Annotated in this window: 22 protein-coding genes; 8 read left to right on the top strand and 14 right to left on the bottom strand. The window is 69.3% G+C overall.

What is annotated here, in order from left to right; all coding sequences use genetic code 11:
* Both ASJ79_RS27470 and ASJ79_RS27465 read right to left on the bottom strand, forming a co-directional pair.
* Nucleotides 1-822, bottom strand: an 822-nt coding sequence (locus ASJ79_RS27470) for an MFS transporter (protein WP_156448676.1), incomplete at its 3' end; no start/stop codon positions are given.
* Nucleotides 823-826: 4 nt separating this feature from the next.
* Nucleotides 827-1702, bottom strand: coding sequence for a TetR family transcriptional regulator (locus ASJ79_RS27465; protein ID WP_067962143.1), 876 nt, complete (start codon nt 1700-1702; stop codon nt 827-829).
* 212 nt (nt 1703-1914) lie between these two features.
* Between ASJ79_RS27465 and ASJ79_RS27460 the strand changes: the two genes are divergently transcribed.
* From ASJ79_RS27460 to ASJ79_RS27435, 6 genes are all read left to right on the top strand, one after another.
* Nucleotides 1915-2520, top strand: coding sequence for a TRAP transporter small permease (locus ASJ79_RS27460; protein ID WP_067962141.1), 606 nt, complete (start codon nt 1915-1917; stop codon nt 2518-2520).
* A 68-nt stretch (nt 2521-2588) separates the two neighbouring features.
* Entirely contained in the window at nt 2589-3872 is a 1284-nt protein-coding gene (locus ASJ79_RS27455) for a TRAP transporter large permease (protein WP_067962139.1), read from the top strand.
* A 49-nt stretch (nt 3873-3921) separates the two neighbouring features.
* A complete protein-coding gene (locus ASJ79_RS27450; protein WP_067962137.1) occupies nt 3922-4965 on the top strand; it encodes a TRAP transporter substrate-binding protein in 1044 nt (347 codons plus the stop codon).
* Nucleotides 4966-4994: 29 nt separating this feature from the next.
* A complete protein-coding gene (locus ASJ79_RS27445) occupies nt 4995-6593 on the top strand; it encodes an AMP-binding protein (protein WP_067962135.1) in 1599 nt (532 codons plus the stop codon).
* Nucleotides 6590-7678 carry a DUF2855 family protein gene (locus ASJ79_RS27440; protein ID WP_067962134.1) on the top strand — a complete coding sequence of 363 codons (1089 nt, stop codon included), beginning with the start codon at nt 6590-6592 and terminating at the stop codon, nt 7676-7678. Before ASJ79_RS27445 ends, ASJ79_RS27440 begins: the two co-directional genes overlap by 4 nt.
* Nucleotides 7679-7697: 19 nt before the next feature.
* Nucleotides 7698-8492 (top strand): HpcH/HpaI aldolase/citrate lyase family protein, encoded by a 795-nt coding sequence (locus ASJ79_RS27435; RefSeq protein ID WP_067962131.1) that lies wholly within the window; start codon nt 7698-7700, stop codon nt 8490-8492.
* A gap of 15 nt (nt 8493-8507) precedes the next feature.
* Here the strand turns inward: ASJ79_RS27435 and ASJ79_RS27430 are convergent, their stop codons facing one another.
* The 8 genes from ASJ79_RS27430 to ASJ79_RS27395 are packed head-to-tail and all read right to left on the bottom strand — an operon-like array spanning nt 8508 to nt 15855.
* The gene (locus ASJ79_RS27430) at nt 8508-9449 is read right to left on the bottom strand and encodes a PDR/VanB family oxidoreductase (RefSeq protein WP_067962129.1); all 942 of its coding nucleotides are present in this window, start codon (nt 9447-9449) and stop codon (nt 8508-8510) included.
* A gap of 7 nt (nt 9450-9456) precedes the next feature.
* Nucleotides 9457-10233, bottom strand: a complete 777-nt coding sequence (locus ASJ79_RS27425) for an SDR family NAD(P)-dependent oxidoreductase (protein ID WP_067962127.1) — start codon at nt 10231-10233, stop codon at nt 9457-9459.
* Nucleotides 10230-10847, bottom strand: a complete 618-nt coding sequence (locus ASJ79_RS27420) for a TetR/AcrR family transcriptional regulator (protein WP_067962125.1) — start codon at nt 10845-10847, stop codon at nt 10230-10232. The genes ASJ79_RS27425 and ASJ79_RS27420 overlap by 4 nt, the downstream gene beginning before the upstream one ends.
* Nucleotides 10844-11737 (bottom strand): 3-hydroxyacyl-CoA dehydrogenase family protein, encoded by an 894-nt coding sequence (locus ASJ79_RS27415; protein ID WP_067962123.1) that lies wholly within the window; start codon nt 11735-11737, stop codon nt 10844-10846. The genes ASJ79_RS27420 and ASJ79_RS27415 overlap by 4 nt, the downstream gene beginning before the upstream one ends.
* On the bottom strand, nt 11734-12954 hold the full coding sequence (locus tag ASJ79_RS27410; protein WP_067962121.1) for an acetyl-CoA acetyltransferase: 1221 nt from the start codon (nt 12952-12954) through the stop codon (nt 11734-11736). The genes ASJ79_RS27415 and ASJ79_RS27410 overlap by 4 nt, the downstream gene beginning before the upstream one ends.
* Nucleotides 12951-14360, bottom strand: a complete 1410-nt coding sequence (locus ASJ79_RS27405) for an OB-fold domain-containing protein (protein WP_067962119.1) — start codon at nt 14358-14360, stop codon at nt 12951-12953. The genes ASJ79_RS27410 and ASJ79_RS27405 overlap by 4 nt, the downstream gene beginning before the upstream one ends.
* A 2-nt stretch (nt 14361-14362) precedes the next feature.
* Nucleotides 14363-14590, bottom strand: a complete 228-nt coding sequence (locus ASJ79_RS27400) for a ferredoxin (protein WP_197420398.1) — start codon at nt 14588-14590, stop codon at nt 14363-14365.
* Nucleotides 14587-15855: a cytochrome P450 gene (locus ASJ79_RS27395; protein ID WP_067962118.1), complete on the bottom strand. Its 1269-nt coding sequence runs from the start codon at nt 15853-15855 to the stop codon at nt 14587-14589. The genes ASJ79_RS27400 and ASJ79_RS27395 overlap by 4 nt, the downstream gene beginning before the upstream one ends.
* Nucleotides 15856-16038: 183 nt before the next feature.
* Between ASJ79_RS27395 and ASJ79_RS27390 the strand changes: the two genes are divergently transcribed.
* Nucleotides 16039-17364 (top strand): NAD(P)/FAD-dependent oxidoreductase, encoded by a 1326-nt coding sequence (locus ASJ79_RS27390; protein ID WP_067962116.1) that lies wholly within the window; start codon nt 16039-16041, stop codon nt 17362-17364.
* Nucleotides 17365-17375: 11 nt separating this feature from the next.
* A complete protein-coding gene (locus ASJ79_RS27385; RefSeq protein ID WP_067962114.1) occupies nt 17376-18941 on the top strand; it encodes an acyl-CoA synthetase in 1566 nt (521 codons plus the stop codon).
* On the opposite strand, the gene ASJ79_RS27380 is transcribed toward ASJ79_RS27385, so the two are convergent.
* The 4 genes from ASJ79_RS27380 to ASJ79_RS27365 form a co-directional block, all read right to left on the bottom strand.
* Complete coding sequence (locus ASJ79_RS27380; RefSeq protein WP_067962112.1) at nt 18889-19506, bottom strand: PaaI family thioesterase; 618 nt, start codon at nt 19504-19506, stop codon at nt 18889-18891. The two genes, ASJ79_RS27385 and ASJ79_RS27380, sit on opposite strands and share 53 nt — an antisense overlap.
* Nucleotides 19503-20798 carry a TRAP transporter large permease gene (locus ASJ79_RS27375; protein WP_067962110.1) on the bottom strand — a complete coding sequence of 432 codons (1296 nt, stop codon included), beginning with the start codon at nt 20796-20798 and terminating at the stop codon, nt 19503-19505. The genes ASJ79_RS27380 and ASJ79_RS27375 overlap by 4 nt, the downstream gene beginning before the upstream one ends.
* Nucleotides 20795-21409, bottom strand: a complete 615-nt coding sequence (locus tag ASJ79_RS27370) for a TRAP transporter small permease (RefSeq protein ID WP_067962108.1) — start codon at nt 21407-21409, stop codon at nt 20795-20797. Before ASJ79_RS27370 ends, ASJ79_RS27375 begins: the two co-directional genes overlap by 4 nt.
* The coding region (locus ASJ79_RS27365; protein WP_156448674.1) for a hypothetical protein at nt 21406-21631 on the bottom strand (226 nt) is incomplete at its 5' end. The genes ASJ79_RS27370 and ASJ79_RS27365, both read right to left, overlap by 4 nt.

Below are 21631 nucleotides of genomic sequence, written 5' to 3'. Positions count from 1 at the left end.
TGTCGGCACGACACTGGCGGCCACCATCACCCGCAGCAATCCGCGGGTCCGCAGCACAGCCATCGGTACAAACCCGGTGGGGCGCACTCGAACACGGGCGACCAGGCTTGGCACGCCGACCAGCAGCAGCGCCAGCCCGACGAGGCACAGCACCAGCCCGGACGCCGGCGACTGGATGGTGAGGATCGCGCCTGCGGCGGTCACCACCACCAGGAATCCGCCGAGCAGATCCATGCTCCCCCGGACTCGGTCGGTCGGGGTCACCCGCCACAGCGCCAGCACCAACAACGGGCCCAGCGCGGGAAGGCACATCACGACGCGCCAGCCGGCGGCCGACTCGAGCAAGCCGGCGAGCAGTGGGCCCGAGGCGCCGACGGTGATGGCCGTGCCGATGAGCCGGGACAGCCCCACACCGCGAAGCGGACCGTCGAACCGGGCGCTGATCAGCGCGACCACCAGAACGGGTACCGACGACGCCCCGGCGCCCTGGATGAGGCGGGCGCACAACAGCATCGGGTAGGACGGCGACACCGCTGCCAGCACGGCCCCGAGCGCCATCAGGCTGACGCCGACCGCAAGCGCGCGCCGGATGCCGTAGGCGTCGGCGGCCCGCCCGTACACGGCGGCAGCGACTCCGAGCGTGATCGCGTAGGTGGTCAGGATCCACGACCCGTGGGAGACGGAGACACCGAACGACTCGGCGACGACGGGCACGGTCACCGCCACGCCGGCACTGCCCAACCCGGTCAACCCGAACAGGATCCCGGCGATGGTGGCGACGCGTACGGCATCAGTCGGCCGACCCTGCGCCGCGTCACCCACGGTGTCAGCCCTGGTAGCGCACGAGACTCAGCGCGTACCCGACGTAACACCGCGCGATCTGTTCGGCCGTGGCCGGCCCCGACGGCGAGTACCACTGCGCGAGTCCGGTGCACATTGTCACCACCGCTCGCGCCGCCAGGTGCGGGGCGTCGACGGCGAACAGGCCTTCCTCGTGTCCGCGCTCGACCTCGGTGTCCACCATGTGTTGAATCTCGTTACGCATGGCGACGATCCGGGAACGGCCGGGTTCCTCCAGGCTGCGCATCTCGCTGGCGCCGATGAAGCCCAGTTCTCGTCGATGCGTGTGGTACAACGCCAGGTTCTCGATCATCAGGCTGAACCGGTCGACGGTGGTATCGGCCTCGGCGAGGACCAACTCGCAGCGGCGCATGAGGTCGGCCATGGTGATGTCGAGGATCTTGAGCAACATCTCCTGTTTGCTCGCGTAGTGGTGGTAGATCCCCGGCACCGACAGTTCGGCCCGCCGTGCGATGTCGCGCACCGTGGACCCGTGGTATCCCACCTCGAGGAAGGCCTCCAGCGCGGCCATCAGCGGGGCGTCGAGCTTCAGCGGGTCATAGCGACGCCAGTCGGAGGTGGTGTCGGCGACGCCGGAATCGTCGGGTGCGCGATCCTGCATCGGGACGGGCGAGAGCAATTCGTCGGTGGACACCTCGAGCAGGCGGGCGATCTCGGTCAGGCGGAGTGCGCTGACACCGGTGCGGCCGTGCTCGACGGCGCTCATGGTGGCCGGACTGACACCGAGTTGGGCGGCGAGTTCGCGCAAGGTCAGGCCGCGCGTCGCCCGGGCCTCGCGGATCCGCGCGCCCAGGGCCGTCGCCAGGTCGCCCTCGCCGGCGCGCACGGGGCTTTGCGACATCGAGCCTCCTAGCATGTTCGGTAAAGATGAACACCTTAGCGCACATCTCGCTCGGGATGTTTCCTTTGCCCGGGAACCATCAACAGCACGGCAGCCCACTGCAGTGCCACAATTGCCCACGTCTCGTGATTGACACCACACTATCCCGTCTGACAGGGTCAGGATAACTAACCAGCTCCCGAGCGATCGTTACGTCGGAAGGAGACGAATCGGTGACCGAGTCCGCGACGGCCGACGTCAGCGCCTCACTTCCCGGCGAGCGCCCGAACACACGGGAGGTGCGTCTGCAGCGGGTGGCCCGGGTCCTCGACGTCATCAGCACGTCGATCGCGCTGGTCTGCGGGTGGACGATCGCGATGATGCTGCTGGCGATGCTGGTCGCCGCCACACTCCAGGTGGCGTCGCGGTACTGGCTGAACTTCCTCGTCGGCGGAACCGAAGAGCTGGCGCGGCTGTCCATGGTCACGATGGTCTTTCTCGGGCTGCCCGTGTTGGCGCGGTACTCCGACCACATCAAGCTCGACGTGGCCAACGAGTTCATCCACAACGCCCGTGCCCGGGAGTGGTTGGCGCGTTTCGCCCTGTTCATGGAGCTGGTCTTCCTGGCGGTGCTGGCGGTGCTGGCCTACGAATTCGTTGCCGGACTGTGGCATTCGCAGCAACAGTCACCGGCACTCGGGCTGCGGATCTTCTGGTCGCGAGTCCCGATCTTCATCGGTGCCGCACTCGCTGTCCTGGTCTGTGCGTGCGTTCTCCTGCGCCGGATCATCACCACCCCCGAGGACTCGCCGGAGAGTCTCACCGCACCGGCGACCTGAACCCCGCCACGCCGCGCATACCGACGCCCTGAGCTCGAAAGACCGGGAAGGAACACCTGACGGTAACCATGGTCATCGCCGTACCGATTCTTCTTGCTGTTCTGTTGCTGCTGTCCGGCGTGGCGGTGTTCGCCGCGTTCGGTCTGGCCTCCGTCCTCGGGCTCGATTCACTCGGTCAGAGTCTGCAGTCGGTGCCCGCCATCATGTTCGCGGGCATGGACTCCTTCCCACTGATGGCCGTGCCCTTCTTCCTGCTGGCCGGTGTCCTGATGAAGCACACCGGTGTGTCGACCCGCTTGGTGCGGTTCGTCGGCTCGTTCACCGGCTGGATCAAGGGCGGCGCCGGGCTCACGATGATCTATGCCAGCGCCGTGTTCGGCGCCATCTCCGGCTCGTCGGTCGCCACCGTCTCCGCGATGGGTTCCATCCTGTCCCCCGAGATGCGCCGCGACGGATATCCCACGCAGTACATCGGTGCACTGACGGCGGTGTCGGGAACGCTGGGAATCCTGTTGCCGCCCAGTATTCCGATGGTCGTCTACGGAATCGCGACCGGCACGTCCATCGGGGATCTGTTCCTTGCGGGCATCAGCGCCGGCGTGCTGCTGATCGTGACCCTGACAGTCGTGCATCTGGTCATCGCGCGACGGATGCCGAACCTGCTGCGCGACAACCAGTTGGACGCGACCGAACGCGCGCAACGTCGGCTTCGCCGCACCTTCCCGCCGGCCGTCCCCGCCCTGCTGCTGCCCGTCCTGGTGCTCGGCGGTATCTACGGCGGCGTCTTCACACCGACCGAAGCGGGCGCAATCTCCTGCGTCGCGGCGCTTCTGCTCGGTTTCGTCGTCTACCGCTCGCTGACGGTGCCGCAGTTCGCCCGCACCCTGCGCGAGGCGGCCGTCACCACCGCCGGGCTGCTGATCATCCTGGCGGCGGGCACCCTGTTCTCCCGCTGGCTCACGCTGTCACGGGTCAACGCCACGCTGGCAGAGTGGGTGGCCGAACACGCCTCCAACACATTGGTATTCCTGGTGTTGGCGAACATCGTGATCGCCGCGGTCGCGCTGTTCGTCGAGGAGAACACCACCATCATCATCCTGGCGCCGCTGCTGGTGCCGATCGCCGTGCAACTCGGGATCGACCCCGTCCACTTCGGCGTCATCATGGTCGTCAACATGGGCATCTCGCTGTCGACCCCGCCGATGGCGCCCAACCTCTTCGTCGCCGCCAAGGTGTGTTCGGCGTCGTTCTCGCGGATGACCAAACCGACCGTCGTCTTCCTGGCACTGGCGGCGGTGCCGGTCCTCATCCTCGTCAACCTGTTCCCCGACATGGTCCTGTTCTTCCGCTGACCCCAGCCAGACCCACCCGCCCGGATCGAATCATCAGAGGAGATGACACATGAACATCACCGGAGCGCGCCGCACGGCGGCACTTCTCGCCACCGCGAGCCTGGTGCTCGCCGCCTGCGGAGGGGGCGGGGGTGGTGGCGACGCCGGTGGCGCTGCCGCCGGACCTCCGGTCACCATGAACCTCGGCCACGTGTTCCCGGACGGGTCCGAGATCGACAACGCGGCAGACGCCTTCGCCGAGGCGGTCGGCGAGCGTACCGGCGGCTCGGTCACCGTCAACGTGTTCCCGGGTGGTCAGATCGGCAGCGACGAGGAGATGGCGACCGCGCTGAACAGTGGCAGCCAGGAAGCGGCCATCCTGAGCCAGGGGTCGAGCGGGTTCGGCACCCGGGTCCAACTCGGTAACCTGCCCTACCTGGTCAGCAACGAGGAGGAAGCCGACGCGCTGTTCTACGGTGACGGCTTCATCGCCCAGTTCGACAAGGAGACGCTGGCGCAGAACGGCATCCACGGCCTGGAGTTCGTCGAGAACGGGTTCCGCGCGCTGAGCAACAGCGTCCGGCCGGTCCGCTCACCCGCCGACGTCGCGGGCCTCAAAGTCCGGGTGCCCAGCTCCGACCTTCTGATCGACATCTTCGACACCTGGGGCGCGCAAGCAACAGCCATCCCCTTCCCCGAGCTCTACACGGCGCTGGAGCAGGGGACGGTGGACGGCCAGGAGAACGGTGTGATCCTCTTCCGGGACTCCAACTTCGCCGAAGTCCAGCCGTACTTCACCGACACCCGCTACACCTACGCGACTGCCGTGTTCTGCGTCTCCCAACTCACGTGGGACACGCTGTCGGCGGAGCAGCAGACGGTCCTGCAGGAAGAGGCCGAGGCCGCCAGCCTGGACCAGCGGGCCGCGTCGCGAGCCAGCACCCAGGCGGCGCTCGACGAGATCGCCCAGTCCATCGAGGTCATCACGCCGACCGACGAAGAGTTCGACGTGTGGCGCGACAGTGTGCAGCCGGTCTACGACCAGGCCCGCGACACGTTCGGGCCCGACGTGATCGACAACCTGCTCGCCGCCGTCGAGGAAGCCCGCCCCTGACCACACCGCGGCATCGGAAGGAGCCGATCGTGAACCTGCGCACGGTTTCACTGATCGAGGCGCTCGAACACCGCGCCCGACACGACGCAGACCGGCCGTTCCTGCAGTGGACCGACCAGGAAGCGCTGTCCTACGGTCAGGTCCACGACGAGGTACGACGGTGGGCCGGGGGCCTCACCGCGATCGGTGTCGAGCCCGGCGACACCGTGCTCGTCATGCTGCCCAACGGCCTGGACCTGGTCCGGACCTGGTTCGCGTGCAATGCGATCGGCGCGCTGGAAGTACCGGTCAACACTTTCCTGCGCGGTGAGTTCCTGCGCCACGTCCTCGCCGACGCGCGTGCACGCGTCCTCGTCGTCGATGGCCGGTACCTGAAACACCTGGCGGCCGTGGACCTTCCGGAGGTACTGGAGACGGTCGTCGTCGTCGGCACCGACGATTGCGACGGGGCGGCGCTCCCGGCCGGCGTCCGGACCGTCGCGGCGGCCGAGGTGGCCGCGGGCCGGCCGATCGAACGGATGCGACCGGCCGGCCTCGGTGACCTCAGCGCGGTGTTCTACACGTCGGGCACCACCGGGCCGGCCAAGGGCATCATGTTCACCTACGGCCAGGGGTGCGTGACCGCCCGCAACTACGTCGACGCGACCGGCGCCACCGGCGCCGACGTCTTCTTCTGCTGTATGCCGCTGTTTCACAGCAACGCACAGGTTCTGCAGGTCGTCGCTCCGCTGATGGTGGGTGGCCGGGTGTCGATCTGGCCGGAGTTCAGCGCCTCCAGGTGGCTCGACCAGGTGCGCTCGGTCGGCGCGACGATCACCAACACCCTGGGGGTCATGACGGAGTTCCTCCACCGGCAGCCGGCCCGCCCCGATGACGCCGACAACCCGCTGCGGATCGTCCAGACGATTCCGGCGCCGGCCGCCATCGTGCGGGACTTCGAACGCCGTTTCGGGGTCACCTGCATCGACGGCTACGGCCTCACCGACGTGGGGATGGTCGCGTTCCGGCGTCACGACGAGCCGGTCGTCCCCGGCAGCAGCGGCCGGCCGGTGCCGGACTTCGAGGTGATCATCGCCGACCCCGAGACCGACGAACCACTGCCGCCGGGCGAGGTCGGCGAGATCCTGATCCGGCCCCGGGTGCCGAACGGGTTCATGCGCGGCTACTGGCACCGCCCGGAGTCGACGGTTGCGGCGTGGCGAAACCTGTGGTTTCACACCGGCGATGCCGGATCGCTCGACGCGACGGGCCATTTGCATTTCGCCGACCGGATGGGCGACTCGATCCGGGTGCGCGGCGAGAACATCTCCTCGGCCGAGATCGAGGCCGCCGTGAGCGACCATCCCGACGTCCAGCAGTGTGCTGCGGTGGCCGTGCCGTCCGACGTCGGCGACTACGACGTGCTCCTGGCGGTCGTGCCCGCGCCGGGCAAGGCCCCCGATCCGGCCGACCTGTTGCGGTACTGCGAGGGCCGCATGCCGTACTTCGCGGTCCCCCGGTACGTCGACCTGTTGGAGGAACTGCCCATGACCCCGACCCAGAAGGTGCGCAAAGTGGAACTGCGGCGACGAGGCGTGCAGCCGGCGACCTGGGACCGGCAGGCCGCCGGTTTCGTGGTGGCCCGATGAACGGGTCCACCGCCGGGTGGGAGTTGCGCATCCACCGCACCGACCCGACCCGGACCCGCCTGCACGAGGCTGCGGTGCCGGAACCGGGCGACGGTGAAGCGGTGCTGCGCACCAGCCTGGTCGCCATCACCGCGAACACCACGGCGTACGCCGAGTTGGGCGAAACCCTGCGCTACTGGGACTTTTTTCCGTGCGAGGAACCCGGGTGGGGCCTGTCGCCGATGTGGGGGTTCGCCGATGTCGTCGCCAGCCGGGCCGACGGCGTCGCGCCTGGAAGCCGGTGGTACGGGTTCGTGCCGTCGGCCGGGCATGCGGTGGTGCGGCCGGAAATGGTCGCCGAGGGGCGGTTCCGTGATGTGCGCGGCGCCCGCGGTGAGCTCCCGCCGTCCTACAGCAACTACCTCGCCACCACCCACGACCCCGGGTGGTATCCACCCGATCGCGAGGACCTCCAAACCGTGTTCCGCCCGTTGTTCATCACGTCGTGGGCGCTCGCGGACTGGCTCGGTTCGGGTGACGCGCTGGCCGTGGACCGGGTACTGATGTCGTCGGCGTCGAGCAAGACCGCCTACGGTGCGGCGCTGCTGCTGTCGGGCCGACAGGGTGGGCCCCGGGTGGTGGGGCTGACGTCGAAGGCCAACCGCGACTACGTCACCGGCCTGGGCGTGTACGACGAGGTGATCTCCTACGACGACCTGGACGCGCTGACGCCGGTCGGCACCAGCCTCTACGTCGACCTCGCCGGCAGTTCGGACCTGCGCGCCACGCTGCGCGCCGGCCTGGGCTCCTCGCTGCTGCGCGAGGTGGTGGTGGGCCTGACGCACCACGAGGGCATTCCACCCAACGGTGCCGCCGGCGCGCCCGAGTTCTGGTTCGCGCCAGAGCATTTGAAGGTCCGCGGCAAGCAGTGGGGCCCCGGCGTGCTGCACGAGAAGTTCACCTCCGACTACCGGTCCGCGCTGCCCACCCTGGCGGCGTCCGTCCGCATCGAACGCAGCGCCGGTCCCGCGGCGCTGCAGCGCGGCTGGCACGCGGTACTGGACAACCGCGTCGCCGCCGGTGCCGTACGGGTCGTCGACCTCTGAGCAGAGAGCAGGAGCAGCGATGCGCACGAAACTGTCCCCCAACCGTGTCCGCGCGGCGCTGGCCGGCGGCCGGCCCGCCTGGGGCACCTGGGTCCAGACCCGCAGCGCCGAAGCGGGTGAGGCCGCGGCGGCGACCGGCTACGACTTCGTGGTCATCGACATGCAGCACGGGTCCCACTCGGTCGCCGAGGCCGCGACACTGATCCGCGCGATCGGGGCCCACGACGCATCGCCGGTGGTGCGCCTCCCCGGCCCGTCGCCGCAACTGGTCGGCCATCTGCTGGACGCCGGTGCCCACGGCGTCCTGGTGCCCGATCTGCGCACCGCCGACGACGCACGGCGGGTGGTGCAGGCGGCCCGGTACGCGCCGCGGGGAACGCGCGGTGCATGCCCCACGGTGCCGGCGACCGGGCACGGCGCCATCCCCTGGCCCGACTATCGGGCGTGGGCCGAGGAGCAGGTGATGGTGTGGGGACTGATCGAGACCCCCGAGGCGGTCGACAACATCGACGACATCGTCGCCACCGGACTGCATGCCGTGGTGCTGGGGCCGTTCGACCTGGCCGTCGCGATGGGCCTCGACGGCGACGTCACCCACCCCGACGTCGTCGCCGCGCTGGCGCGGGTGACGGCCGCCGCCACCGCCGCCGGTGCGGAGACGGTGGCGGTGTTGTTCGACGACGTGGCCGGAATCGCCGACGGGGCACGGCGGTGGCTCGACAGCGGCTGCCGCATCATCACCGCGTCGTCGGACCGGTGGTGCCTCACCCGGGGCTGGGCGGCCTCCTTGGCCGGCCTGCGCTCGTTGACCTGAAACCGAGTGCGGCGTCTACAGATCCAGCACCAGGCGGTCGGTGCACGACCGGCTGATGCAGATCATCATGTAGTCGCCCGCCGCGCGCTCCTCGGGATCGAGCACCGAGTCCCGGTGGTCCGGGACACCGTCGAGCACCGCCGTCTCACACGTACCGCAGGTGCCCTCCTGGCATGCCGACAGCGTGGGGACACCGGCATTCGCGACGGCCTCGAGGATGCTCGTCCCGGGTTCGACGGTGATCGTCTGACCCGACCGGCGCAGCTCGACCTCGAAAGCTGTGTCGCGGAGAGGACCCTCCAGTTCGCGGGGTGTGAACCGCTCGACCCGTAGCGCGCCGGCGGGCCAGGCCCCGCTGCCTGCTTCGACCGCCCTCAGCAGCGGTTCGGGTCCGCAGCAATAGATCAGCGTGTCGTCGGCCGGTTCGGCGAGCACGGTTTCGACCGGCAGGAGACCCACCTCGTCCTGCGGCAGCACCCGCACCCGGTCGCCGTAGACCACCAGTTCGTCGAGAAACGCCATCGAGGCGCGGGAGCGGCCACCGTAGTGCAGTGTCCATTCGGCGCCCGCGGCCTCGGCCGCCGCGAGCATCGGCAGCAGCGGCGTGATGCCGATACCACCGGCGATGAAGATGTAGCGCCGGGCCGGTCGGAACGCGAAGTTCGACCGTGGACCCCGCATCCGCCACCGCGAGCCCACCACCGCCTCGCGGTGGATGAGCCGCGAGAAACCCCGACCCTTCGGCTCCTCGAGCACCGCGATGCGGTACACCGCCGATTCGCCGGTCCCGCACAGGGAGTACTGCCGGCACTCCCCCTCAGCGCTGACGATGTCGACGTGCGCGCCGGGCTCCCAGGGCGGCAGGTCACCGTTGTCCGGGGCGAGTTGCAGCACGACCACACCGGCGGCGGGTTCCTCGCGGGCGACGACCCGAACCGGGAGTTCTGTGACCTCCATCCGGGCCTCAGACCGCCATCAGGTAGCCACCGTCGACGCGGATGGCGTCGGCGGTGTGGAAATCCGAGGCGGACGACGCGAGATACAGGCAGACACCGGCGATCTCGTCGGGCTGTGCGTGCCGGCGCGCGATGCTGCGTTCCATCAGACGCGGCCGGATCTCGTCGTTGCCCAACTCGGGCACGGTCATCTCGGTCTCCACCCAGCCCGGCAGCACGGCGTTGCACTGCACGTTGTAGCGGGCCAGCGCCGCCGCCGTGCTGCGCGACAATCCCAGCAGGCCGGTCTTGGCCGCGGAATACGCCGGGGCGCGTGACATCCCGGCGACCGCGCCGAGCGACGAGACGATGATGATCTTGCCGTGTCGTTGTTCTTTGAACCCCGGTATGCAGGCTTGGATGCACCGCCACGTTCCGGTCAGGTTCGTGTTGATCACGTCGTCCCAGACCGCCTCCTCGACGTCCTCGTACCGGACGCTCTCACCGGGCCGGCCCGCGTTGGCGACGAGTACGTCGATGCCACCGAGCTGTTCGTAGGTTTGGGCGGCGGCGGCCCGCACCGACTCGGTCGAGGTGACGTCACAGGTGACGGCGATCCCGCCGACTTCGGCGGCCATCTTCTCCAGTGCCACGCGGTCGCGGCCCCAGACGGCCACCTGCGCACCGGCCGCGGCGTACTGGCGGCTGATCGCGGCACCGATCCCCTTGGCGCCTCCGGTGACCACGGCACGCCGACCGTCCAACCGGATCCCGCCGGGCGCGGCATTGCCGTTCGACGCGCTCACAGGACGCCCTCCACCAACCGGAACTCCGAGCGCTGTCCGGCCCACGGGGGTGCGGCAGCACCTTGGGTGGCCAGCAGGACGAATCGAGAGCCCAACTCGTCGAGGGTGATTCCCGCGTCGGGCCGGTACCACAGCAGGGTGTGGTTGCATGCACCCAGCAGGAACAGGCGCAGCAACGGGTCGTCGGACAACAGGCCCGCCTCGACCCCCTCGTCGATCACGCTCTGCCACAACTTCTCGTAGGTGTCGCGGACGCGGACCACGCGCTTGCGCTCCACGTCGTCGAGGAGGTGGAACTCGTGCAGCGCCACCCGGGTGAAGGCGCTGAACTCGCCGTGCAGCGCCTCCAGGTGGGCCACCACCAGGTTGCGCAGCCGCTCCAGCGGATCGGTGACGCCCTCGAGCCGGGCGCGCACCAACGCATCGGCCCCCAGCGTGCCCTCCGCGACCGCGGCGACCAGCAGCTCACGTTTGCTCGCGAAGCGGTTGAACAGGCTGCCCGTGGACATGCCGCACCGCTCGGCGATGCGCCGCACCGTGGCCGCCGAGTATCCCGATTCGGCGAACTCGACGGCCGCGGCGATCAGCACGCGGTCCTGGGTCGGGTCACTCATGACTGCTCCTCTGCGTAGAAGCCGCCGCCGGACTTGCGGCCGTACCGGCCGTCGGCGACGAGCTTGGCCAGGATCGGCGGCGGCGCGAAGCGGTCGCCCCCGTAGTGCTCGGTGAGTGCGGTGGCCACCTTCAGCGCCGTGTCGAGACCGGCGAGGTCCAGCGTGGTGATGGGCCCCATCTTGTGGCCGTACATGAGTCGTGCGACGGCGTCGATCTCAGCCGGGGTCGCGATGCCCTCGTCGACGAGCCGGGCCGCCTCCATGAACAGCGCGGTGCTCATCCGGTTGGAGATGAAACCGGGTACGTCCTTGCGGCACACCACGTATTGCCGGTCGTTGGCGGTCAGGTAGCGCTGGGTGGCGTCCAGGGTGGACTGCGACGTGCCGGCCGCCAGGATGATCTCGACGAGCATCATCAGTGGCGGCGGGTTCGACCAGTGCACGCCGATGACCCGCTCGGGGTTGCGGCATTTGGCGCCGACGCTCTCGATGCGGAACTGCGAGGTGTTGGTGCCGAGCACGACGTCGGGGTCGCACCAGTCACCGAGCCGGGCGAACAGCTCCTGCTTGGGTGCGAGCTCCTCGACGATCGCCTCGACCACCAGGTCCGCGCCGCGCGCCGCGCTTTCGAGATCGGTGCCGAGTGACACCCGGGCACGGGTCCGTGTGGCGTCGTGCTCGGAGAGCCTTCCGGACCGGACGAAGCGGGTCAGGCTGTCGGCGATCCGGGCTTCACCGGCGGCGAGCGCGGCGTCGGAGGTGTCGACGAGATCGACGTCGAAGCCGGCCTGCGCACCGACCTGCGCGATCCCGCTGCCCATCAGGCCGGCGCCCACCACGAGGACTCGGCGGACCTCGCGCATCGGGACGCCGGGCGGACGTTCGGTCATCGGCTGGCTCCCGCGGGCGTCGAGGCGGCAGGCTCGTCGTCGAGAGTAGCCCCGAAAATCGAGATGAACGAGATGAACTCACCGGGCAGGCCACCCATGTTGTGCGCCAGCCCGAGCCGGGGATTGTCGAGTTGGCGGCGTCCCGCCTCGCCGCGGAACTGCAGCCACAGCTCGTACATCATTCGCAGACCGCTCGCCCCGACCGGGTGACCGAAGGACTTCAACCCGCCGTCCGGGTTGACCGGCAGTTCACCGGTGAGGTCGTAGCGGCCGGACAGCACGTCCTTCCACGCCTCACCCCGGCGGGAGAAACCGAGGTCCTCCATCAGGATCATCTCTGTGGGCGTGAAGCAGTCGTGGACCTCGGCCATCGAGATCTGCCTCGCCGGGTCGGTGACGCCGGCCTGCCCGTAGGCCTCTGCGGCACAGGCGATCACCTCGGGGAAGCTGATGTGCTGGTGCCCGGCGGTGGCCATCCCCTCGCTGCTGCCCGCGTGCAGGGACATTCCCTTCAGGAACATCGGGCGGTCGGTGTACTTGTAGGCGTCCTCGGCGCGCACGATGATCGCCGCTGCGGCACCGTCGGCGACGCCCGAGCAGTCGAACACGCTCAGCTCGCCGGCGACCCGGGGCGCCTTGTCGATCTTCTCCTTCGGCACCACCGAGGTGTACTGCGCCAGCTCGTTGAGCGCACCGTTGCTGTGGTTCTTCCAGGCGATGTGGGTCAGCGCGTCGCGCAGTTGGCCCCGGTCGACGCCGTAATGCTGCGCGTAGGCGTCGGGCAGCATTGCGTACGCCGCCGGGTTGCTGACCTCCGCGGCCGTGTTGTCGCCGGGCGCCTCGGCGAGTGTGAGGCCGGAAAAGCCGCTGTCCTTGAGCTTTTCGACACCGACGGCCATCGCGACGTCGTACACCCCCGCCGCGACGGCGAATGCCGCGTTGCGGAACGCCTCCGACCCGCTCGCGCAGAAGTTCTCCACCCGGGTCACCGGCGCCTCCACCTTCAACGCCTTGGCCAGGGGCAGACCGGAGTGGTACGAGGCCAGGGTGGAGAACCAGAACGCCTGGATGTCGGACTTCGTCAGGCCGTCCACCGACGCGAGTGCGCCGTGGGCGGCGTCGATCACCATGTCGTCGGCGGAGGCGTCCCAGTTCTCGCCGAACTTGGTGCACCCCATCCCGACGATCGCGATCCTGTCCCGCAGGCTGCCGCTCATCGTGCCGATCCTTTCTCGGTGGTGTGCCGGCCGGTGGCCGGACGCGCCTTCCAGAAGTAGTTGGGTGTCCCGCGGACCTGGTAGGTGCGCCGGAATGTCAACTCGACGCGGTCGCCGAGCGCGAGGTCGTCGGCCGTCGCGTCGGCGACCTCCATCAGGACCCGGCCGCCACCGTCGAAGTCGACGACGGCCGCCAAGGCCGGCGGAGCCGGGCTGTCGGAGACCGAATCGGTGCTCAACGCGGCGACCGTGCCGGTCAGATCCGCGACCGGGTAGGGCTCGGTGTCGTCGAGCGAACCGCAATTGCCGCACACGCGGTGGGCGGGCAGGTACACCTTTCCGCACGATCGGCACCGGCTGCCCTCGAGCCCGAATTTCCAGCCGGCGTTGCGGTACGCGGGAGGGGCGGCGACACCGGGGCGTTCGGGTCTGCGGGTGGGTTCGCGCTCGAGCAGCCCGCGCCAGGTCAGGAAGCTCGGATAGCTGATGTCGCGCCGCCCGTCGAGCGAACGCGTTCCGGGGCCGTCGACCAGCGCACGCACCAGCATCGCGTCCACGCCGCCGGTGGCGCTCAGCACCAGGATCACGTCGCCGGCCTTGGCGCAGTCGAGCGCGGCCGCGAGCAGCAGCCCGATGTCGGCGGCACCGCAGTATCCGATCGCGTCGCGGTGGCTGGTGTGCACGTCGCTCCCGCCGGTCGATCCGACCGAGGCGGCGGTGCCGGCGGCGAACCGCCGATTCGGGGTGCCCACCACCGTTGTCGTCGGGGCGTCGGTGTACCCGCTGTCCTTGCCGACTTCGGCGACGGCCTGCCGCACGGCCTCGCTCAGCACGTGCTGAGAGAAGCGCTCCTCCCAGGTCTGGGCGTGCGCCGCGCCGGGGATGCGCCACACGTCCATCAGCTCGAGCGAAACCGATGCGGTGCCGATGATTTCGGCGACGGCTCCGTCGGGATCGGTGCCGAACGCAAAGGCCGCGGCGCCGTCACCGCCGTCGACCTCGTCCGAGGAACCGGCCCGTCCCGAACGCTGGTCACCCATCACGGCCAGTCCTCCGGTCGCGGCGGCGGTGGTGAGTGCGGCGAAGCCGCCGCGCAGGCCGCCGAGATCCACCGTGAGGTCCCATTCGTCACCGCCGCTGGCCGTGTGCACCACGGTCGCGTTCGATTTGTCGAGGAACGGCGGCGACGACGTCGCGAAGTACAGCGGCCCGGTGCGGACCGCGGACGGCAGTCGGCGCACGGCGGCCACCGCCATCGTGATCGGGTCCTCGTCGTAGCCGGCGACGGCGCGGGCTCCCCGTCCGCCGCCGTTGGTGCCCAATGCGGCTGCGACCGTTGACCGTTGCAGCACATTCGCCGGCACGTACGACGCATAGCCGGTGATGCGGTTCGGGAAGGTCACCATCGTCATGCTCCTTCGTTCGTGGTCCGTGCCAGCACCCGGATGGCGCTCACCGGACAGCTCTCCTCGGCTTCCCGCAGCTCGTCGAGGCTGGCGTCCTCGACGCGGGCCACATGCGCCTTACCGTCATCGCCCATGACGAATGCCCGCGCGGCGATGGTCGTGCACCAGGTGGATCCGACGCAGGTCGACGTGTCGACCTCGACCTCGGGCAGGTCACCGTCCGCGGTCACGATCCCGCCTTCCGCACCGGTAGCCGGTCCAGCCCGTGCAGGATCAACATGCGATGCCAGCTCAGATCCCCTTCCGGCACCGCCAGTTCCGGCCGCTCGATGGTCCGCGTGAGCGTCGTCAGCCCCGCCACCAACTCCATCCGCGCCAGTGAGGCGCCCAGGCAGAAGTGGATGCCCTGACCGAACATCAGGTGCGGGTTCTCGCGGCGGTCGATGCGGAACCTCTGAGCATCCTCGAAGCGCCGCGGATCGCGGTTGGCGGCGCCGGTCAGCAGGTAGACCCGGCTGCCCTGCTCGATCACCTGATCACCGAGCGCGATGTCGGCTGCGGCGCGCCGCACGATCACGTTGCCGGGGCCCAGGAAACGCAGACACTCCTCCACCGCGGGTACCGCCACGGCGGGATCGGAACCCATCCGCGCCCAGTCGTCCGGTGCGGACCTCAGCTGGTAGATGGCGTTGGCCATCGCGTTCTGGATCGTCTTGTAGCCGGCGTCGAGAATCAGCATGCACGTCGCGATGAGTTCGATCTCCGACAGTGTTCCGTCGTCGTCGTTGGCTTCGACCAGACCCGACAGGATGTTGTCGGCGGGCTCGCGACGGTAGAGGGCCACCAGGTCGAGCAGGTACCGCTCGAACTCGGCCATCGCCACGGCGACACGTTCGTTGCGTTCGGGGTCGGCGAGCGACCCGTTGATGAACAGGCCGAGCTCCTCGGCCCATGCCTTGAGCCGGACGCCGTCCTCGACCGGCACGCCGAACATCTCCGCGATCATCTGACCGGGCAGGGGCACGCAGAAGTCCGCCATCAGGTCGACCGTCTGGCCCGCGTCCAACCGGCGTTTGACGTCGTCGGCGAGTCCCTGTGCGAGCGATTCCGCCTTGCCCTGAAGTGCGCGCACCCGGCGCGGGGTGAAGGATTTGTGGACGAGACCGCGAAGACGCGTGTGGTCGGGCGGGCTCAGGAAGACCATCCACCGTCCGAGGATGTCGAACATCCGCTCGAATCGTTCGCGGTCCCCGGGTGAGACCCGGGTGGCGAGGTAGGGACCGATGCGGTCGGACCCGAACGTCTGGTCCCGCAGCGCCGCGCTGACGTCGTCGTAGCGAGAGAGCAACCACGCCTTCATCCGCCTGTTCCACAGCACGGGGGCGTGCTCGACGAGCAACTCGAAGTACGGAAACGGATTCGCAGCGAGCTCAGGGGCCACGAGGTTGACCTGGTCGAGCTCGTCCCGCAGTTGCGGGGCGCCGGTCTGCGTCATGTGAAGTCTCCGGGTAGGGGTTTCTGGCGAACGTTGTCCAAGCACCGCCATCAAAACACCCGAACGCACGCTCGGTCAACCACTGAAACTGTTACTAATCCAAGCGTTGACCGAGCGTGCGTTCGTGCATAGAGTGGCGTGACCGCAGTGACAGCCTGGTCGAAATTCCGAAGGGGCTCACACATGGACAGACCTCAGACAGCCCGTCAGTCGCGCGTCACGGTGATCGGCGCCGGGGTGGCCGGTGTCCGGACCGCCGTCGCGCTGCGGCGTCGCGGATTCCGCGGTGAGGTGGTGCTGCTCGGTGAGGAGACCGACCTCCCCTACGACCGTCCGCCGCTGACCAAGCAGATCCTGACCGGAACGTGGCAGCCCGCCCGGGCCACGCTGGTGCAGCCGGAGAAACTCGCCGCCTTGGACATCGAGCTGCGACCTGGTTGCCGCGCAACGGGTCTCAGTCCGAACGGCGTGCGGCTGTCCGACGGGCAGAGCGTCGAGGCGGATTTCGTCGTGCTCGCCACCGGATCGCGTCCGCACCACCTGAGCGACGAACCGCACGATCCGCGCGTGCACACGGTCGGCACCCTCGGTGATGCCCTGCGCCTGCGCACCGCGCTCACCACCGCATCCTCACTGCTGATCGTCGGTGCGGGGCTGATCGGGGGGGAGGTCGCCACCGCCGCCCGCGATGCCGGACTCGACGTCGACGTGGTCGAGGCCGGTCCGCAGGCGTTCATGCGCGCACTCGGGCCGGTCGGCGGAGCGCTGCTCACCGCCCGCCACCGCGAACGCGGTGTGCGCATCCACACCGGCCGGTGGGTGGAGTCCTGGCACACCGGTGCCGACGGGATCGAACTGGAACTCGACGACGGCAGCCGGGTGTCGGCCGACCACGCCCTGGTCGCGATCGGCGCGCGGCCGGCCCTCGACTGGCTGCTCGACGCCGACGACGCCGCGCGCCCGCTCCTGCAGGTCAACCTCGAGCAGGGCCTCGCCTGCGACAGCGACGGCCGGGTGATCGGCACCTCGACGGTCTACGCCGTGGGCGACAGCGCCGCATGGACGGATCTGGGCACCGGCGTGCGCTCACGCTGTCAGCACTGGACCCGTGCGATCGAGCAGGCCGAAGTCGTCGCGGCGGTCATCGCGGCCCGAGTCGACGACCCCAGCCCAGACGACCACGCGCCGGAAGACCAGGCGACCGAGTTCCCGACCATCGGCCCGCCATACGTGTGGACCGATCAGGCCGGTACTCGAATTCAGGTGATCGGTGACCCGCACGTCGGCGGACACCACCTGACGTTGGACGCGGTGGACGCCGGCACGGTCGTGATCACCGCCGATCGTGGGCACGTCGCCGCGGTCACGCTGCTGGGCACACCCCGTGCCCTCGCGCCTTCGCGCGCCGCGGTGATCGACGCACTCCCGGTGGCCGAGGCCGTCGAACGAATCGGGGCGCACGTCGAACTCGCGCCCACCCCCGTCGCCACGCTCCTGGCGAGCAGCTGAGAAGGGACATCGTGTACCCCGGACACCACGCGGCCCTGCGCCCCGACCACCCGGCCATCGTGATGAACGGTTCGGGTGCGGTGACGACCTACGCCGAACTCGAACGCGAATCGGCGCGGCTGGCCCGCTTTCTGCACCAACAGGGACTGCGGAAGGGCGACGGCATCGTCCTGGTGTCACCGAACGACCCGATGTGCCTGATCGCGTACTGGGCGGCGGTGCGCAGCGGCCTGTACATCACGGCGCTGAACTACCACCTGTGCCCGGACGAGGCGCTCGCGGTGCTGCGGAACTGCCGGCCGAGCGCACTCATCGCCTCGGCCGCGTGCGGGTCGTTGGCCGCGGCACTGGCCGCCGGAACGCCGACGCTGGAGATCTGTCTGGCGTTCGGCGGCCCGGTACCGGGATGCGCCGACTACGACGAGGCGTTGACCGGTGTCTCGACCGAACCGTTGGAAAGCCAGCCACGCGGCGCCGACATGCTCTACTCGTCGGGCACGACCGGCGGGATTCCCAAAGGCATCCGGCCCCCGCTGCCCGACCGCGAGGTGCACGAGCCGGGTGACCCGATGGTCGCCACCTTCGGCCCGCACTACGGCTTCGACGAGCACACCGTCTACCTGTCCCCCGCTCCGCTCTACCACGGCGGGCCCCTGCGGTTCGCGATCGTGGTGCTGTCTCTCGGCGGCACCGTGGTGGTGCTCGAACGTTTCGACGCCGAGACCGCCCTTGCGGCCATCGATCGTCACCGGTGCACACACAGTCAATGGGTGCCGACGATGTTCGTGCGGATGCTCAAGCTGCCGTCGGCGGTCCGGGAACGCTACGACGTCTCCTCGATGCGGTGCGCCGTGCATGCGTCGGCGCCATGCCCGGTGGAAGTCAAGCGCGCGATGATGGACTGGTGGGGGCCCGTGCTCGAGGAGTACTACGCCTCGCAGGAGGCCGCCGGGGTGACGATGATCTCCAGCGCCGAGTGGTGCGCGCACCCGGGTTCGGTGGGCCGCGCCGTGCTGGGCGAGATCAAGATCTGCGACGACAGCGGCGCAGAACTTCCCCCGGGCGCCACCGGCACCGTGTACTTCGCGCGGGACGAGGTGCCGTTCGTCTACCACGACGACCCGGTCCGGACGAAAAAGGCACAGCATCCCCTGCATCCGAGCTGGACCACGCCGGGTGACATCGGCTACGTCGACGAGGACGGGTACCTCTACCTCACCGACCGCGCCGCGTTCATGATCATCTCCGGCGGGGTGAACATCTACCCGCAGGAGATCGAGGACGAACTGGCCCTGCATCCGGCCGTCGACGACGTCGCGGTCATCGGGCTACCCGACGACGACCTCGGCGAGCGGGTGACGGCCTTCGTCATCCCCGCGCCGGGTCACCAGCCGGGAGATGAACTGGCACAACGAATCATCGACCACCTCGCCACCCGGCTGGCGCGGTACAAGGTGCCGCGCCAGGTGGAGTTCGTCGACGAGTTGCCGCGTACACCCACCGGGAAGCTCGCCAAGGCCGGACTCATCGCGCACTACCGGGCAGCGGCGGCCCCGACGCGCAGCCAGCCGGTCTGAGCTCGACCCAGAGCCCGTTCACGTCCGTCAGAAGCTCACCGTCACGGGTGAGCTCACCTTCCAGGAACCTCTTGCGGCCGGTGATCTGCGCGATGCGACAGCTGAAGGTCAATGGCGTGCCCCACGGCACCGGTGCGCGAAAGTTCACGTGCAAGTACGCCGTTCGGGCCATGGGTCGACCCGCCGAGTTCGCCAGGCGACCGAGGAGGTCGTCGAACAGCATCGCGATCGCCCCGCCGTGCACCGCGCCCACCCCGTCGAAGTGCCGCTCGACGGTCGTCGAGCCGACCAACCGCCATCCGTCGTCGACGTGCACCTCGTGTCGGGGCACCAGGCCACGACTGCGGACGCCGTATCGCGGGTCCGGGTTGTGCGTTGCGAGGACGTCCTGGGCCCCCGGCGCGATCGCCGCCTGCCGCAGCGTGTCCGCCACCTCGTCGAGGCGGCGCGCACATGCCGTCATCGTCTCGACGTCGCCGCCGACGGTGACCAGCGCGTCACGCACCCGACCCGACGCGGCGACCAGGTGTGCGAAGGCGTCGAGCACGGCGCGGTCGGCGGTCATCCGAACCGCTCAGGCAACCACAGACTGAAGGCCGGCCACAGCGTCGTCAGCGTCAACACCGCAAGGCACGCAACGTAATACGGCAGCAGTGGTCTGATCACCTGATCGAGCCGCACCCCTGCCAGCCGGCAGGACAGGAAGAGATTGCCGGCGAACGGCGGCGTGATCATCCCGATCTCCAGGTTCAGCAACATGATCGCGGCGAAATGCAGCGGCTCGACGCCCATCGCGGCCGCCACCGTGGCGAAGATCGGGGTGAGCACGAGGATGCTCGTGTTGGTCTCGAGCAACATGCCGACGAACAGCAGGATCACGTTGGTGATCAACAGGAACATCAGCGTGCTGCCGATGTGTGCCGACACGAACTCGCTGAGCGACGCCGGGATCTGCAGGTTGGTCACCATCCTGCCGGCGATGCTCGCGAACGCGATCAGCACCGACAGGATCGCGCTGACCAGTGCCGAGCTGCGGAAGACACCCCACAGTCCGCGGGCCTTGATGCCGCGGTAGACGAACACCGACACCACCAACCCGTACAGCGCGGTGACCCCGGCCGCCTCGGTCGGGGTGAAGATGCCCCCGTAGATGCCGCCGAAGATCAGCACCGGCATGACCATTGCCGGCAACACCCGCCACGTCGCCTGACCGATGCCGGCGACATAGGCGCTCAGCGCCGGGCGCGCGGCGCGGTCCTGACCTCGCCGGCTCTGAAAGTAGTTGAGCGTGCAGAACACAACGACCAGCAGAAGCGCCGGTGCGACGGTCGACATCCAGACGTCGGCGATCGACAGACCGGCGGTGACCGCGTAGAGGATGCCGGGCACGCTCGGCGGGATGAGGATCCCGATGAAGCCGGCCGCTCCGATGAGCGCCGCGCTGTAGCGGCGTTCGTAACCCGCCCGGTCCATCTCGGGCATCATGAACCCGCCCACCGCCGCGATCGTGGCGATCGAGGACCCGCAGACCGTTCCGAACAACGCCGAGGCGGTGACGGCGATGGCCCCGATGCTGCCGCGCACGTGCCCCACGAACGCGGCCGCGAACCGCACGATGGCCTCCGAGACCCCGCCGCGCGCCATCAGCGTCCCGGCCAGGACGAAACCCGGAATCGCCAGCAGCGGAAAGGAGTCCAGCGCCGATGTCGCGACCTGGGGTGTCTCGCGAATGTCGGCGCCCGCGATCAACAGCGTCGTCACCGCCGCACCGCCGATCGCGATGCCGATCGGGACCTTCAGCGCCAACCCCACCATCAGCAGGAACACGAAGAACACCAGCAGCAGGATCGGGCTCATGGCGCCACCGTTTCGGCGGTGGCGGTGGTGGTGCCACCGTCGTCGTCGGTCTTGCCGAGAAGCTCGTCGGCGAGCGGCTCGTTGAGCAGGACGGCGACGTAGTGGAACGCACCGGTGGCACAGGAGACCAGCAGCGCGGCAGCCACCGTCCACATCGGCACGCCCATCACCAGTGACCGGCTCTCGATCTCCTGCAAGAACGCGACCTGCTGGTAGCACAGCACCGCGAAATAGGTGAGGAAGCAGGCGCCGACGAACGCGGACACCCGCTGCACCTGCAGAACGACCGCCGAAACCCGTTGCGGCGCCACGAACCGCTCGACCAGCGGTGTCATGACGTCGACACGGATCTCCTCCTTCCAGTGCACCGCCGCCGCACCTCCCAGGAAGGAGGACCAGATGAACAGGTACCGGCTGGCCTCACCCGGCCAGGCCAACCCGAGGTCGAGCCCGACCCGGGCACCGGCCTGCAGCAGCACCAACACCACGAGCGCCATCAGGCCCAACGTCGCCAGTCCGAGCTCGACGCGCGCGACCGCCTCGCTGACCCGCCATACCGAGCCGCGCAGACCACCTTTGGACGCAGCGGTCCGCACCGCCGCTGTCGTCACTGCGCGCCCAGGGTCGACCGGATCTGCTCCATGATCTGCGGGTCGAAGTCGTCGGCGTACTGCTCCCAGATCCGTTGGGCCTGCGCCTGCAGCTCCCTGACCGCTGCGGGGGTCAGTTCACTGAACACCACGCCGCCGTCCTCGAGCTTGGCACGGTTGGTCTCGACGTCCTTGATGTTCTGCTCGACCTCGAACTCCGCTGCCGCCGTGGCGGCCTCCTGG

It is taken from the genome of Mycobacterium sp. NAZ190054 (assembly GCF_001545925.1).
In the GTDB taxonomy this organism is placed as follows: Bacteria; Actinomycetota; Actinomycetes; order Mycobacteriales; family Mycobacteriaceae; genus Mycobacterium.
Note: the sequence above shows the minus strand (reverse complement) of the source record. Positions and strands in the feature narration are given on the sequence as shown.